The 13,758-nt window shown below is 73.5% G+C and carries 16 protein-coding genes; 8 read left to right on the top strand and 8 right to left on the bottom strand.

What is annotated here, in order from left to right; translation table 11 throughout:
- Positions 1–34 precede the first annotated feature (34 nt).
- Positions 35–886, top strand: coding sequence for a hypothetical protein (locus tag ACFUEL_RS06925; RefSeq protein WP_380234982.1), 852 nt, complete (start codon positions 35–37; stop codon positions 884–886).
- Positions 887–1,423: 537 nt separating this feature from the next.
- Positions 1,424–1,639: a hypothetical protein gene (locus ACFUEL_RS06920; RefSeq protein WP_380234981.1), complete on the top strand. Its 216-nt coding sequence runs from the start codon at positions 1,424–1,426 to the stop codon at positions 1,637–1,639.
- A gap of 13 nt (positions 1,640–1,652) precedes the next feature.
- Here ACFUEL_RS06920 and ACFUEL_RS06915 read toward each other — a convergent pair whose 3' ends face one another.
- The 4 genes from ACFUEL_RS06915 to ACFUEL_RS06900 form a co-directional block, all read right to left on the bottom strand.
- Positions 1,653–1,856, bottom strand: a complete 204-nt coding sequence (locus ACFUEL_RS06915) for a DUF397 domain-containing protein (protein WP_380234980.1) — start codon at positions 1,854–1,856, stop codon at positions 1,653–1,655.
- Between the two features lie 103 nt (positions 1,857–1,959).
- A complete protein-coding gene (locus ACFUEL_RS06910) occupies positions 1,960–2,148 on the bottom strand; it encodes a DUF397 domain-containing protein (protein ID WP_380234978.1) in 189 nt (62 codons plus the stop codon).
- Positions 2,141–2,995, bottom strand: a complete 855-nt coding sequence (locus ACFUEL_RS06905) for a helix-turn-helix domain-containing protein (protein ID WP_380234977.1) — start codon at positions 2,993–2,995, stop codon at positions 2,141–2,143. The genes ACFUEL_RS06910 and ACFUEL_RS06905 overlap by 8 nt, the downstream gene beginning before the upstream one ends.
- A 213-nt stretch (positions 2,996–3,208) precedes the next feature.
- The gene (locus ACFUEL_RS06900) at positions 3,209–3,508 is read right to left on the bottom strand and encodes a hypothetical protein (RefSeq protein ID WP_380234976.1); all 300 of its coding nucleotides are present in this window, start codon (positions 3,506–3,508) and stop codon (positions 3,209–3,211) included.
- Between the two features lie 120 nt (positions 3,509–3,628).
- Between ACFUEL_RS06900 and ACFUEL_RS06895 the strand changes: the two genes are divergently transcribed.
- Together ACFUEL_RS06895 and ACFUEL_RS06890 are read left to right on the top strand one after the other, a co-directional pair.
- A complete protein-coding gene (locus tag ACFUEL_RS06895; RefSeq protein ID WP_380234975.1) occupies positions 3,629–4,540 on the top strand; it encodes an alpha/beta fold hydrolase in 912 nt (303 codons plus the stop codon).
- 62 nt (positions 4,541–4,602) lie between these two features.
- Entirely contained in the window at positions 4,603–5,145 is a 543-nt protein-coding gene (locus ACFUEL_RS06890) for an SRPBCC family protein (RefSeq protein ID WP_380234974.1), read from the top strand.
- A gap of 8 nt (positions 5,146–5,153) precedes the next feature.
- On the opposite strand, the gene ACFUEL_RS06885 is transcribed toward ACFUEL_RS06890, so the two are convergent.
- A complete protein-coding gene (locus ACFUEL_RS06885; protein WP_380234973.1) occupies positions 5,154–5,654 on the bottom strand; it encodes an RNA polymerase sigma factor in 501 nt (166 codons plus the stop codon).
- Positions 5,655–5,706: 52 nt separating this feature from the next.
- Positions 5,707–6,531 (bottom strand): TetR family transcriptional regulator, encoded by an 825-nt coding sequence (locus ACFUEL_RS06880; protein ID WP_380234972.1) that lies wholly within the window; start codon positions 6,529–6,531, stop codon positions 5,707–5,709.
- A 337-nt stretch (positions 6,532–6,868) separates the two neighbouring features.
- Between ACFUEL_RS06880 and ACFUEL_RS06875 the strand changes: the two genes are divergently transcribed.
- Positions 6,869–7,474: a GNAT family N-acetyltransferase gene (locus ACFUEL_RS06875; protein ID WP_380234971.1), complete on the top strand. Its 606-nt coding sequence runs from the start codon at positions 6,869–6,871 to the stop codon at positions 7,472–7,474.
- Between the two features lie 7 nt (positions 7,475–7,481).
- Here the strand turns inward: ACFUEL_RS06875 and ACFUEL_RS06870 are convergent, their stop codons facing one another.
- Positions 7,482–8,678 carry an MFS transporter gene (locus ACFUEL_RS06870; RefSeq protein WP_380234970.1) on the bottom strand — a complete coding sequence of 399 codons (1,197 nt, stop codon included), beginning with the start codon at positions 8,676–8,678 and terminating at the stop codon, positions 7,482–7,484.
- Between the two features lie 120 nt (positions 8,679–8,798).
- Here ACFUEL_RS06870 and ACFUEL_RS06865 point away from each other — a divergent pair, with 120 nt between their 5' ends.
- Positions 8,799–9,764 carry a LysR family transcriptional regulator gene (locus ACFUEL_RS06865; RefSeq protein ID WP_380234969.1) on the top strand — a complete coding sequence of 322 codons (966 nt, stop codon included), beginning with the start codon at positions 8,799–8,801 and terminating at the stop codon, positions 9,762–9,764.
- A gap of 84 nt (positions 9,765–9,848) precedes the next feature.
- On the opposite strand, the gene ACFUEL_RS06860 is transcribed toward ACFUEL_RS06865, so the two are convergent.
- Positions 9,849–10,475: a YceI family protein gene (locus ACFUEL_RS06860; RefSeq protein ID WP_380234968.1), complete on the bottom strand. Its 627-nt coding sequence runs from the start codon at positions 10,473–10,475 to the stop codon at positions 9,849–9,851.
- 257 nt (positions 10,476–10,732) lie between these two features.
- On the opposite strand from ACFUEL_RS06860, the gene ACFUEL_RS06855 reads away from it, so the two are divergent.
- Together ACFUEL_RS06855 and ACFUEL_RS06850 are read left to right on the top strand one after the other, a co-directional pair.
- Complete coding sequence (locus ACFUEL_RS06855; protein ID WP_380234967.1) at positions 10,733–11,797, top strand: ATP-binding protein; 1,065 nt, start codon at positions 10,733–10,735, stop codon at positions 11,795–11,797.
- A 31-nt stretch (positions 11,798–11,828) separates the two neighbouring features.
- Positions 11,829–13,646: a hypothetical protein gene (locus ACFUEL_RS06850; protein WP_380234966.1), complete on the top strand. Its 1,818-nt coding sequence runs from the start codon at positions 11,829–11,831 to the stop codon at positions 13,644–13,646.
- Positions 13,647–13,758 lie beyond the last annotated feature (112 nt).

Raw genomic sequence — 13,758 nt, 5'->3', positions numbered from 1 at the left:
CGGCCGGGGCGGTGCCCGGGGCAGCCTTGCGGGCATGGGAGACCGCGCGAACTACGTCCTGCTGGACGGGGCCGGCGCCGTGCACGGGCCGTACGTGGACAAGTACAGCGCCATCGGCCTCGACCTCGCGCTGCTGGCCGGCCCGGCCCGCACCGTCGAACGGATCCGGGCGCTCGGGCCCGGCGGGCACCGGCAGCACGGGCAGTACTGGTTGGACGACGTGTTCTGCCAGGGCGCGGTGCTGGTCGACCAGCCGTGCCGGGTGCTGCTGCTCTTCGCCTGGGAGGGCCCGAGCACCGATCCCCGGCTGCGCGCGGCCACCCTCGAACTCCTCCAGGAAGCCTGGCCCGGCTGGGAGTTGCGCTGGTGCCACGACGGCAATGCCGACCTGCGCCGGTACCTCGGCCTCGACCCGGAGGCCGTCCGCGACCGCTCGCTGCCGCCGGTGACCCTGCCGGTGCTCACCGAGGAGTGGGAGGTGGATTCCGAGGAACCGGCGGTCGTCGTGGTGACGGTTGGGACCGAACGCTGCCACCTGCTTGCGGACATCGGCAACCACCCCGCCGCGGAAGGCCCCGCCCTACTGCAACGCCTGGACGGGGCAGCCGACTTCAGCCACTGCGAGGTTGCCGCCGACGCGGGCCTGCACCTCGACCCGGAACGCCGCACGCTCGGCTGGTGGACGCTCACCAACCTCCCCGAGCCGGAAGCCGTCCCGCCCCGCTGGCCGGGGTGGACGGTGCAGCGCTGGGACGACGACTTCTCCTGTCATCTGGCTGCTGCTCCTGGGCTGTTCACCCTGCCGGAGATGGATCCGGGCGCGGCCAGGGGCGCTGTGCTGCGGGCTGCCGAGGAGTACAACGATCGCTGGGGCAAGCGGAGTTGAGGGTGCGGGCGGGCGTCAATCGGACAGCTCTTCCATTCACCCGTGGGAATGTCGAACACACTTGCTATGGCGCGGGGTTGGCGTGGGCCCGGCGCAACTCTTGCGTAGTGGCTGCGAGCTGGGAGAACGGTCGGGAGTGTGACCGCCCGGAGGGGTGAACGCGAGTCCGGGACGGTGGGATCTGTTCGAATCTGACGGATCGACAGATCCCCTGCGTCTGCCTAGCGTTCGGAGAAATCGGGTCGCTCTCGGCAGAACAGAGAAGTGCCCCGGTGGGTGCTGCGAACACCCCCGGGGCGAGGTCGAAGCCACCCTCTCGTACCAACAAACCCAAGGGACTTCGACGTGTTCCACCTTAGCGTCTGGGCGGCACCCTGCATCGCCATCGCCGCGCTCTTCCTCGTTTTCGGGCTCGCCTGGTACCTCTCCGGGGCAGGCGAACCCCCAACTGGCCGCCACCGTACGGGAGTCGGCGCATCGAAGGGCCGCCACCGGGCGAGCGCAACCCCTGTGCCGGCACCGACACCCGTCCGACCGTTGAACACCCTTCCGGTCTGCTCCCGGTTCCGGCACCCGCTCACCCTGCACGCGCTGCGCCGCACGATCATGCCCAGGCTCCCCCTGGTACACGGCCCCGCCACCCGCATCGCCGTCCACCCGGCCCCCTGCCCGACCACCACCCCGCGCGTCGTACCGCTCTGGGCCGCACACGGCGGCCCCGCCCCGGCGGGCCGGGGCGAGAACGTGGCCTGAGTAGGGAGGCGGCTCAGATGCTGCCGAACTCGCCTTCGGCGGTGGCGGAGACGAAGGCGTTCCAGGCGGTGGGGGTGAAGCGCAGGCGCGGACCGTCGGGGTCTTTGGAGTCGCGGACGGTGCCGGGGCGGTTGGCGTCTACCTCGACGCAGTTTCCGCCGTCCTGGTTGCTGTAGCTGCTCTTGACCCAGTTCTCAGGCGTGCCCTCGGCGTACATCCTCAGCAGTTCCCTTCGGGGTGGGCCCTGTTCGGCCAGGGCTTCGCGCCAAAGGCATGCCCCGTGGTTCGGGCGTGAACCACGGGGCATCGTCGGTTTCGGGTCAGATGTTGCCGAACTCGCCTGCGGCGGTGGCGGAGATGAAGGCGTTCCAGGCGGTGGGGGTGAAGCGCAGGCGCGGCCCGTCGGGGTCCTTGGAGTCGCGGACGGTGCCGGGGCGGTTGGCGTCCACCTCGACGCAGGCACCGCCGTCCTGGTTGCTGTAGCTGCTCTTGACCCAGTTCTCAGGCATGCCTTCGACGCGCATCCTCAGCGAATCCTTCCAAAGCGGAGCCGATCTTGACCTCGGTGTCCCTCGGCGAGAGGGACTGGGCCCGCAACAGATCGTAGTCCTTCCTACGACTCACAACGGTCTCCGCGTCATCGTGCAGACGCCCCCACCGGTCCCCCTCCTCGTAGGCGGCCATCGAACCGTCGGGTGCGGTCAACATGATTAGCGAGGAGCCGCCCACCCGCGAATGCGCACCGGCACTGAACGGCAGCACCTGCACTGTCACGTTGCGGCGCCGACCGGCATCCAGCAGCGCGGAGAGCTGTTCCACCATCACCTCCGGGCTGACGATCGGACGCCACAGCGCGGACTCGTCGATGATGAACCAGTACTCGCACGCTGCCGGTTCGGCCCGGAGTCGTTCCTGCTGCCCGAGTCGGACGGTAAGCCAGCTCTCCATCTCCTCGTCCGATGCGAGGGCCGCACCCGCCTGCATGATCGCCCGGATCACCCGTTCGGTCTGGAGCAGACCCGGGAACGACAACGAGTACGAGGCGTGTTCCACCGCGCGGTCGTTCAGCTTGTGGAATGTGCTGTATTTGTCGGGGAACGGCTCCCGCCTCGCCAACTCGTAGAGGCGGCAGAAGAGTCCGTTCGTCCCGAAGATGACGTCCAGCTTCTCCGACAGGCCCTCCGGGGGCTTGGACGCGCCGCTCTCGATCCGCGAGAGGTGTCCCTTGGAGAAGTTGATGATGTTCCCCAGGCTCTCCAACGACATGTTGTTGTTCGCCCGGTGGAGGCGGATCTCGGCGCCGTAGAAGTGCCGGGGCGAGAGATTCGGGTGCAGTTCCCGTTCTTGCCAGCCCATTTGTTCGGCCTCCTCGCGTGTTCGCGCCCGTCTGCGGTCCAGACCCGTAAGGCGGCGCTTCTTGTTCAGGGTAGCGGCGCTCGGCAACGCTTGAGGCACAGACAGTGACCATTGCTCGGATCAACTACACCGCGGGGCAACGAACGTGACCGATCGTCAACGAGAGCCCGCCGCGCCGACCACCTCGACCCGCCCCAGGAGCGAACCCGCCGCTCAGCCGGGGTCGGTGTACGAGACCGGTTTGCCGGTGGCGTGGGCGTACGCGATCTCCCGGCGGGTGGATTCGCCGAGGTAGCCGCCGGGGTTGACGACCAGGACCCGGTCGGCCAGGTCGATCTTGCGCAGGTGGAGGGCGTCGAGTGCGGCCTTCTGCTGTTCGGTGACCGGCTCATTCGCTTCACCCGGTGCGACGACGATGGTGCCGGCGAAGGTCAGGGCGCGGTTCGCCGCGCGCATCTCGTCCGTGAAGCGGGTGGAGCCGCAGATGCAGACGATCTCGGGTCGGTCGGGCATGCCCCAGTCTGGCATGCCGGTTTCGGCGTGGCGCACGTCACGCGGGGCGGGTGGAGTGCGGTGGCGGGTCGGTTCCTCTTTCAGGCAGGACGTTCGACGGAACCGACGGGGAGAGAAGCGATGACGCGTCAACTGGTGGCTTCGCAGCGGCCGTTGCCCGAGCTTGCCGGGGTGCGGCACGGCACGGTCGAGGTGGGCGGGCTGCGGGTGCACTACGCCGAGGCGGGGCCTGTCGGGGCGCCGCCGGTGGTGTTGGTGCACGGGTTTCCGCAGCACTGGTTCGCGTGGCGGCGGGTGGTGCCGTTGTTGGCGGGGGAGTTCCGGGTGCTCTGCCCGGACATGCCGGGCTTCGGGTGGTCGGAGGGGGCGCCGGGGCGGTGGTCGACGCAGGCGCGGGCGGCGGACCTGGTGGGGTTCCTGGACGCGCTGGGGGTGGAGTCGGCGTTCCTGGTCGGGCACGACTGGGGGGCCTGGGCCGGGTTCCTGGCCTGCGCGCGGTGGCCCGAACGGTTCGACGGTTACCTGGCGTTGAACATGGTGCACCTCTGGCCGGAGCGGCGCGGGACGCTCGGCAGCGCCTGGCGGTTCTGGTACACGCTGGCCCTGGAGTGGCCGCCGCTCGGGCGGGCCGTGCTGCGGCACTGGCCGGCCTTCACCCGCTTCCTGCTGCGGCGCGGCCCGGCGGACCGTACGGCGCTCGGCGCGGCGGAGGTGGCCGAGTTCGCAGAGGCCGCGCGGGTGCCGTTGGCGGCGTTGGCGGGCGAGTCCGTCCACCGGGCGTTCGTCGTCCGGGACCTCGCCGCGTTGCGGCGCGGGGAGTTCCGCGCGCTGCGGCTGGGGGTGCCCACGCTGGCCCTCACCGGGGAGCACGATCCGGTGATCCCGCCGCAACTCCTGTCCAGTGGGGCCGAGTTGATTGGTCAGCTGCGGGTGGAGATCGTTCCGGGGGCCGGGCACCTGCTGCCCGAGGAGCGGCCCGAGCTGGTCGCCGAGCGGGTCCGGCGGCTGTTCCGACGTGGACGGGAGGGGTAGGGCGGGGCGGTGCCGGATAGCCTGGGGGCGTTGCGGCGCCGATCAGTCGAGGAGTCCCGGCCGTGTCCGAGCCGAGCGGTACCACCTGGCCGACGGCCGAACTCGGCCCGCTGCGGCGGCTGCGGGTGATCGCCGCGACGGCGAAGAACCCGGCCGTGGCCACCCGCCGGTACGACGTGCCCCCGGAGCGGTTGTGGGAGGTGGTCTCCGACCTGGAGCACGAACTCCCGCAACTGCTGCCCGGCGTACGGTCGTTCACCCCGGAGGCCGGAGCGGGAGGAGCGAGCGGAGAGGCTGGAGCGGGCGGGGAGGCCGGAGCGGGCGGGGAACGCGGGCGGTTCCGGGCCGTCGCGGTCAGCCGGATCGGCCACCGGGAGACCTTCGAGGTGCTGCTCGCCCCGGGCTGGTGCCTGATGCAGAGCCGGGTGCTGCTGGGGGCGATGGCCGCCGAACCCGAGGACGGCGGTACCCGGTTCGGCTTCCTGAGCGCCTTCCGGCTGCCGGGCGGCGGCGCTCTGCGGGCGCTGCGCCGGCCGGGCGCGGGGGTGCGCGGCGAGGCGCTGCTGGACCGGCTCGGGGCGCGGATCGCGGCCCGGGAGCGCTGAGGAGGGGGTCAGCCCCAGGCGCGGCGGAAGGACTCCCGGGCCCGGAACAGCCGGGACCTGACCGTTCCGACCGGCACGTCGAGCAGCCGGGCCACCTCCTGCTCGTCCAGCCCTTCGACGTGCCGCAGCACCAGGACCGCGCGCTGCCGCGGTTCGAGCCGCCGCAGCACGTCCGCGACGTCGCCGGAGAGCGCCGGGTCCCCGTCCGCGGGCAGGTCCGCCAGGTCGGGGACGGCGACCTCGGTTCGGTGCCGCCGGGCGACCCGGACGGCCTCGCGCACCGCGACGACCCGCACCCAGCCGTACAGCGCCTCCGGCGTCCGCAGGGTGGGCAGGCCGCGGAGGATCGCGATGAACGCCTCCTGCACGGCGTCCGCGGCGTGCTCCAGCGCGACCGGGGCGCAGATCCGGCCGACGTACGGGGTGAGTTCGGTGATCAGCGCGTCCATCGCGAACACGTCGCCCTGCTGGGCCGCCCGCACCAGCCGGAACGTCTCCCCGTCCGCCACCCGCGCCCCCGCCCCTGCTCCCGCCCGTGTCCGATTCCCCTTGCGGGGGACCTTACGTGACCATGGTCTTGCCGATGCTGGGCAGGATGAAGTCCTGGATCAGGCCCTTGGCGTCGCGGACCAGGGGGCGGAAGACCCGGTAGCGGGAGAGGTTGATCAGGCGGGCCGACAGGGGGGCGGAGCGCTTGACGAACTCGCGGGTGCGCTCGGTGTCGGGGGTGCGGTCGAAGACCCAGTAGAGGACGACGACCATCAGGTACAGCCAGAGCACGTCGGGCAGCAACTCGACCAGTTCGGCGTCGAGTTTGGGGGCGAGCTCGGAGCCCTGGAGCACCTCGCGGAAGAGCTCGACGGCGGTGGCCCGGGCCGGGTGGGACTCGTTGGAGAACGGGCTGAGCGAGCTGGTCGGGTCGGCCGCGGTGCGGAAGAACTGGGCGGAGAACTCGTGGTACGGGGCGGCGGTGTCGAGCCAGGACTCGATCGCGATCCGGAGCCGCTCGGAGAAGTCGCGGGTGTGCGCCATCCGGGCCTTGGCGTCGGCGGCGTGGTCGTAGGTCATCTGGTCGTAGAAGCCCTGGATCAGGAACTCCTTCGCCGAGAAGTAGTAGTAGGCGCTGCCGACCGAGACGCCCGCCTCGGAGGCGATCGCCCGCATGGTGGTCTTCTCGTAGCCGCGTTCCTGGAACAGCCGCATCGCGGTCTCCAGGATCAGGGCGCGGGTGGCCTCGCTCTTGTCGGTCTTCGGCTGGGCCCGGCCGCCCGCCAGTTCGCCGGAGTTGGGCAGGCCGGGGGCCTGCTCCGCGCTGTCGCCCGCGTCCTCCGTGCCGCCCGGGTCCACCGGGTGCTGCTGAGTCCGCTCCTGGCCCTTACCTGCCACCTCGCCCCGCCTGATTCGCTTCCGTCCCGGTCGTCTACCCGTCCGAGCCTAGCCGGACCGGGACAACTCCGGACCGGGTGGGCGAATCGGAAGCCGGGCGACGTGCCCGGTGCCCCCCGGCACCGGGTCGGTCGTGCGGGCGCGCCGACTGCCCGTCCGGCGCGTCGGGCACGGCGGACGGCGCCCCCTCCGGTGGTCGGCGACAGGATTTCGAACGCGTTCAGAATCCTGTGGGGACGACTGTAGGGCACCGGTTCGGACACGCTCAACCCCCGGCGGCGGAAAGACCGGTCGAGGAACCGCCGGGTACGGGGGCCGGGTGTGCGAGGCTGGCCGGATGCCCGACCCCGATCCCGGCTCCGACCGCACCCTGCCACCGTCTCCGCCCGCGTTCCCGTGCGTCCTGCGCGAGGGCACCGTGGCGGACGCCCCCGCCGTCGCCCGGCTGTACCTCGCGAGCCGCCGCTCCGCGTACGCCGGGCTGGTCCCGGCCGGGGTGCTGGACGCCGAGGGCGCCGAGCAGGAACTCCTCTGGACGCTGCGGCTGGACGCCGACTACGGGACGCCCGCCGACACCCCCGTCCTGCTGCTGGCCGAAGCCGCACCGGACGACGGCGGGGGCGGTGGGGACGGCGGGGACGGCGGGGATGGTGGGGACGGCGGGGACGTCGAAGGCTTCGCCTACCTGGTGCCGGACGGCGGCGAAGTCCGGCTGGAGCAGCTGCACGTCCGCCCCAGCCGCACCGGCGGCGGGATCGGCGGCCGCCTGCTGCGCGCCGCCCTGGAACGCTTCCCCGGCGCGCCCGTCCGGCTGGACGTGCTGGCCGCCAACCGGCGCGCGATCGCCTTCTACGAACGGCACGGCGCCCGCCGCCTCGGCCGTGGCACCGCGCACTTCCCGGACGGGACCGAGCTGCCGCAGTACGCGTACGGGTGGAACTGACGTAGCGTCAACCCACCTTTCTGGCAAGCGCGGTGGCCGCCAGCAGGGCCGTCGCGGCGGCGCAGGCCGGCAGCAGGTAGCCGGTGCCGGGCGCGGTGTGCTGGGCGAGCGCGCCGCCCAGGGTCGCCCCGGTGGAGATGCCGACCAGGATCGCCGAGACCGCCAGCGCCATCCCCTCGGTCAACCGGCCTGCGGGCAGCAGGCGTTGGGCCAGCGTCATGCCGCTGATCATCGTCGGCGCGGTGCCCGACCCGGCCACCAGCAGGGCCGCCCCCAGCAGCGGCACGCCCGCCCCGGCGAGGCCCGCAGTCAACGGCAGCAGCATCAGGGCGGTCATCGCACCGGTGCCCAGTGCCAGCCGCACCGCCGCCGGGCGGCGCGGCCGGACGGCGCCGAACACCAGCCCCGACACGCAGGACCCGGCCGCCACCAGGGCCAGCAGCCCGCCGCCCGCCGACTGCCGGCCCAGCGCGTCGGTGTACGCGAGCGTGGTCACCTCCAGCGAGCCGAACAGCACCCCGGCGGCCAGGAACACCGCCAGCAGCGGCGGCAGGCCCGGCGTCCGGAGCAGCCCCCGGGCGGCGGAGCGGGCGCGGGCGGCCGGGGGCGGTTCGGTGGCGCGCTGGGCGGCGAACAGCAGGGTGCCGGCGGTGCCCAGCGCCCAGGCGGCGAGCAGCCCGGCCTCGGGGGCGACGGCGGTGCACAGCACCATGCCGAGGACCGGGCCGGCCATGAAGCACAGTTCGTCCAGCGCCTGCTCCAGCGCGTTGGCCCGGTGCAGCACGGCCGGATCCGCGCGGTGCAGGTGCGCCCAGCGGGCCCGTGCCATCCCGCCCAGGTCCGGGCTGCTGCCGGCCAGCGCCCAGCACGGGAACAGCGTCCAGGCGGGCGCGCCGGAACGCACGCACAGCAGCAGCGCCGCCGTCGGCAGCGCGGTGGCCAGCACCGCGGGCACCGCCACCCGGGCCTGCCCGCGCCGGTCCACCAGCCGCCCCAGCAGCGGCAGCAGCGCCGCCCCCGCCAGCACCCCGACCGCGGAGACCGCCCCCGCCAGCGCGTACGAACCGCGCCGGTCGGCGACCAGCACCACGACGCAGACGCCGTGCATCGCCAGGGCGAGCCGGCCCAGCAGCCCGGCGAGGGTGAAGGCCAGCGTGCCGGGGGCGGCGAACACCGGGCGGTAGCGGGCGAGCGGCAGCGACAAGGAAGGACTCCGGGGAGGGTTTCGGGTGTGGGGACTGCCCCCAGCCTCGGGGGCGGGGGAACGGGGCGTCCAACACCCGATCCGTCGCATTCACCGCTTCCTGTTGTTAATCTTCCGGGCGTGCCCCGAGACGTCCACCCCCGCCTGCTGCGCAGCTTCGCCGCCGTCGCCGAGACCCTGCACTTCGGCCGGGCCGCCGAGCGCCTGCACCTGGCGCAGCAGGCCGTCAGTCGCGATGTCCAGTCGCTGGAGCGGCAGTTGGGCTGCGTGCTGCTGCACCGCACCACCCGCAGCGTCGAGTTGACCGAGGCGGGGGCGGCGCTGCTTCCCAAGGCGCGCCAACTGCTCGAGTTGCAGGCCGAGATCACCGCGTTCGGCGGGACGAGGAGCCTGCTGGTCGACGTCAACAGCCAGGACTGGGGGCCCGAACACACCGCCGAACGGGTGCTCGCCGCGGCCCGCCGGCACTGCCCGGAGGCCGAGCTGCTGGCCCGCTACTGCGGTGGACTGACCGCCGCCGCACGGGAGTTGGCCGCCCACCGGCTGGACGCCTCGTTCGGCCGGTACGCCGGACTGCCCGCCGCCTACCGGGCCCGGCTGGCACACCTGCCCGTCCGGCTGGAGCCGATGGCGGTCTTCCTGCCGCCGGACCACCCGCTGGCCGCCCGGACCGCCGTCCCGCTGGCCGCGCTCGCCGGGCACCCGGTGGACGTGTTCGCCGGGCAGCCCGCCACCGCCGAGTGGACCGACCTGGGCCTGCGGCTGCTGGCCGCGCACGGGCTGGCGGCCGCGCCCGCGCGCACCCCTCCGGTCGGCGCCGCCGAGTTCGCCCGCCACCTGGCCCGGCACGGCGATCCGGTGCTGACCAGCGCCGGGGCGCTCGACCTCCCGGGTGCGGTGGTCCGTCCGCTGGTCGACCCGGTGCCGCTCAGCCTGGTCGGCCTGGTGCACCGGCCGGGCGTGCGCCACCCGGGGCTGGCCGCGCTGCGTGCCTGCGCGGCCGAACTGGCCGCCGCCGAGGGCTGGTTGGTCCGGCCGCCGGACAGCTGGCTGCCGGACGGGGACGCGGCGCTGCTCCTCGCGTGAAGCCCCCGGGAACGGCGGCGCCCCCGCCGGGGGGACGGCGGGGGCGGTACCGGGGCGGCCGCGCGGCGGCCGGGACAGGCGGGCTCAGGAGGCTCGCACGGCGGAGACGTCCAGGGTCAGCTTGACCTTCTCGCCGATCAGCACGCCGCCGGTCTCCAGCGCGGCGTTGTAGGTCAGGCCCCAGGCAGTGCGGTCGACGCTGGTGCCGCCCTCGAAGCCGACCCGGTCGGCGCCGTACACGTCGGTGGCCGCGCCGGTGAACTCCAGGTCGAGGGCGACCGGGCGGGTGGTGCCCTTGATGGTCAGGTCGCCGTGCAGGCGGTAGGTGTCGCCGTCGACCCGCTCGGCGGAGGTCGACTTGAAGGTGATCTCCGGGTGCGCGGCGGCGTCGAAGAAGTCGCCGGTGCGCAGGTGCTCGTCCCGCTGGGCCTGGCCGGTGCTGATCGAGGCGACCTTGATCACCAGTTCGGCGGTGGACGCGGCCGGGTTCGTCCCGTCCAGGTACAGCTTGCCCTCGTACTCGGCGAACTCGCCGCGGACGTTGGTGACCATCGCATGGCGGACCGCGAAGCCGATCTTGGAGTGCGCGGCGTCGATCGTGTAGTCGCCGGTCAGGTGGGCCAGCTCCGGGCCCTGCACGGCGTCGGCGGTGGCGGCGGCCGGGGCGGCGACGGTGACGGCGGTGTTCTTGCTGCGGTTGAAGATGCCCATGACTTCTCTCCTCGGGACGGGGGTCGAAGCCGATTGTTGAGGCTTCAACTTGTTCACGTGGTTCACCGTACGCCGATCTGGTTCAACTTTCAACCATGAAGTTGAAAGTTGTCCAAAGCCTCGCCGAAGCCGCCGCGCACAGCGTTGTCCCCAGCCTGTGGACAAGGGCGCGCCGCCGGAAAACCGGGTGCGCCCGTCCACCCCGCCGTCCACACTGGCCGCCGGACCCCCTGAACCCCACCCGCCTTGGGAGAGCTGTGCAGTCTGCCGTCACCGTGTCGCCGTCCCAGGTCCCCGAACTGCTGCTCGGCCTCGCCACCGTGCGGCCGGTGTTCCTCTGGGGCGCGCCCGGCATCGGCAAGTCCTCGCTGGTCAACCGGTTCGCCGAGTCGCTCGGCCTGGAGTGCGTCTCGCTGCTCGGCACCCAGCTCGCCCCCGAGGACCTGATCGGCGTCCCGCAGCTCACCCCCGAGGGCCGCTCCCGGTTCTGCCCGCCCGAGACCATCGCCCGCGACCAGCCCTACTGCCTGTTCCTGGACGAGCTGAACGCCGCCACCCCCGACGTCCAGAAAGCCTTCTACTCGCTGATCCTGGACCGCCGGATCGGCAATTACGAACTGCCACCCGGCTCCATCGTGATCGGCGCCGGCAACCGCGCCACCGACGGCGCGCTCGCCCGCCCGATGCCGTCCGCGCTGCTCAACCGGCTGATCCACGTCCACCTGCGGGCCAGCGCCGACGACTGGCTCCGCTGGGCCGCCGGGCACGGCATCCACCCGTGGATCACCGACCACCTCACCGACCGGCCCGACCACCTGTGGTCCGCCCCGCCGAAGACCGAGGAACCCTTCTCCACCCCGCGCGCCTGGCACATGCTCTCCGACGCGCTGCACTCCTTCGGCCCCGGCATCGACGAGGACACCCTCAAGGTGATCGCCCACGGCCTGCTCACCCCGGCCCACGCCGTCGCCTTCTGCGGCTACGCCAAGATCGTCCGCAACGCGTACGGGCTGGACGCGATCATGAAGGGCGACGCCTCCTGGCCGTACCGCGTCGAGGACCGCGACCTGCTCTACTACCTCGCCGACTCCTTCCGCGGCCGACTGGTCAAGGAGCTGCCCGCCCGCAAGGAGCACGCCTCGCCGACCGTCCGCCAGCACGCCTACCGCGCCAAGTCACTGCTGGTGCAGCTCGCCGAGATCTCCGTCGAGGTCGCCCAGGCCGTCATCGCCGACGGCCCCGACGGCAACCCCGTGCTGCCGTCCTGGTTCCTGATCGAGGCCGCCCGCGACCTGCCCCGCCTGGTCGAGGCCCGCCGGTGAGCGGCCGCCGCCGGGCCGCCGGGGCCCGCCGATGAGCGGCCGCCGGGCCGCCGGGCCGGAGAAGGCCGCCAAGCCCGACCCGGTCAAGGCCGCGTTCGCCGCCGGACTCGCCACGATCCACCGCAACCCCGCGCTCCACGCCGTCCCCGCCGGGCTCTGCACCCTGGACGAGGAGCACTGCCCGCTGCACCCCGCCACCGGCTGGGTCGTCGCCGACTCGCACGGCACCCTGCACCACAACCGGCGCCGCCGCGCCGAACCCGAGGAGTGGGCCTGGGCCCTCGCCCACGCCCTGCTCCACCTCGGCTTCGGCCACCTCCCCGCCGCCCGCGGCGCCCGCGTCCAGCCCGACGCCGCCGACCTCGCCGCCCGCTGCGCCGTCGTCAACCGCTTCCTGCACACCTTCCCGATCGGCCGAACCCCCGACGACCTGCCCGGCAACTGGCCCGGCGGCGACGAGGACGACCTCGCCGCCCGCTGGCGCCGCGACGGCGTCCCGCCCGAGTACCGGGCCTGCGGCACCGGCGGTGACCGGCCCGACCAGCACCTCGCGCCCTGGACCGCCCGCGAGGACCCGGAGGACCGGACCCTCGCCTTCGCCCACGCCCTCACCCGCACCGTCTCCGCCGCCATGGACGTCGCCGCCGGCCGCCGCGAGACCCTCGACGGCAACCGCCTCCCGCAGCGCCCCTGGGAACGCGCCCTCGGCTGGTTCGTCTCCAACTACCCCCTGCTCGGCGGCCTCGCCGCCGGACTCACCCTGGTCGCCGACGCCGAACTCGCCCGCGCCCACGGCATCTCGATCGCCGCCGTCAACGCCGGAGCCGGCGAGATCTACCTCAACCCGCTGCGCCGCCACACCGACGGGGAATGGCGCTTCATCCTCGCCCACGAGATGCTGCACGCCGCCCTGCGCCACGGCGACCGCACCGGCGGCCGCGACCCCTACCTCTTCAACGTCGCCGCCGACTACGTCATCAACGGCTGGCTGCTGGAGATGGACGTCGGCGAGATGCCCGAAGGGCTGCTCCACGACCCGGAGTTGAAGGGGCTCTCCGCCGAAGAGGTCTACGACCGGATCGTCCGCGACCAGCGCCGGCTGCGCCGCCTCGCCACCCTGCGCGGCAAGGGCCTCGGCGACGTCCTCGGCGAACCGCTGCCCCGTGACGGCTCCCGCGGCTACGTCGACCTCGACGACTTCTACCGGCGCGGCCTGCAACAGGGCTTCGACCTGCACGTCCGCGACCGCGGACTGCTGCCCGCCGGACTCGTCGAGGAGATCCGCGCCCTCGCCCACCCGCCCCTGCCCTGGGACGCCCGGCTCGCCCGCTGGTTCGACGAGCACGTCCCCCGCCCCGAACCGCTGCGCTCCTACGCCCGCCCCTCCCGCCGCCAGTCCGCCAGCCCCGACATCCCGCGCGCCGGACGCCACCACCCGTACGAGGAGACTCCGCGCTGCACCTTCGGCGTCCTCCTCGACACCTCCGGCACGATGGACCGCACCCTGCTCGGCAAGGCGCTCGGCGCGATCGCCTCCTACGCCGCCGCCCGCGACGTCCCCGCCGCCCGGGTCGTCTTCTGCGACAGCGCCCCCCACGACGCGGGCTACCTGCCGGTCGCCGAACTCGCCGGCCGGGTCCGCGTCCACGGTCGCGGCGGCACCGTCCTGCAACCCGGGATCGACCTGCTCGCCCGCGCCCCCGACTTCCCCGCCACCGCCCCCCTGCTGATCATCACCGACGCCGCCTGCGACGTCCTGCGCGTCCCCCGCCGCGAACACGCCTACCTCGTCCCGCGCGGCGCGACCCTGCCGTTCACGCCGCGCGGGCCGGTCTTCCACCTCGCCTGAGAACGACGGGAGAGCAACCACCGGGGGCCCGGGGAACGGCGGGTCCGTGCTGCTGACGGCCGGAGCCCATCGACGTGTCCGTGCCGCTGCGTCGCAGTAGCAGAACCGGAAG

The organism is Kitasatospora sp. NPDC057198 (assembly GCF_042670125.1).
Lineage (GTDB): Bacteria > Actinomycetota > Actinomycetes > Streptomycetales > Streptomycetaceae > Kitasatospora.
Note: the sequence above shows the minus strand (reverse complement) of the source record. Positions and strands in the feature narration are given on the sequence as shown.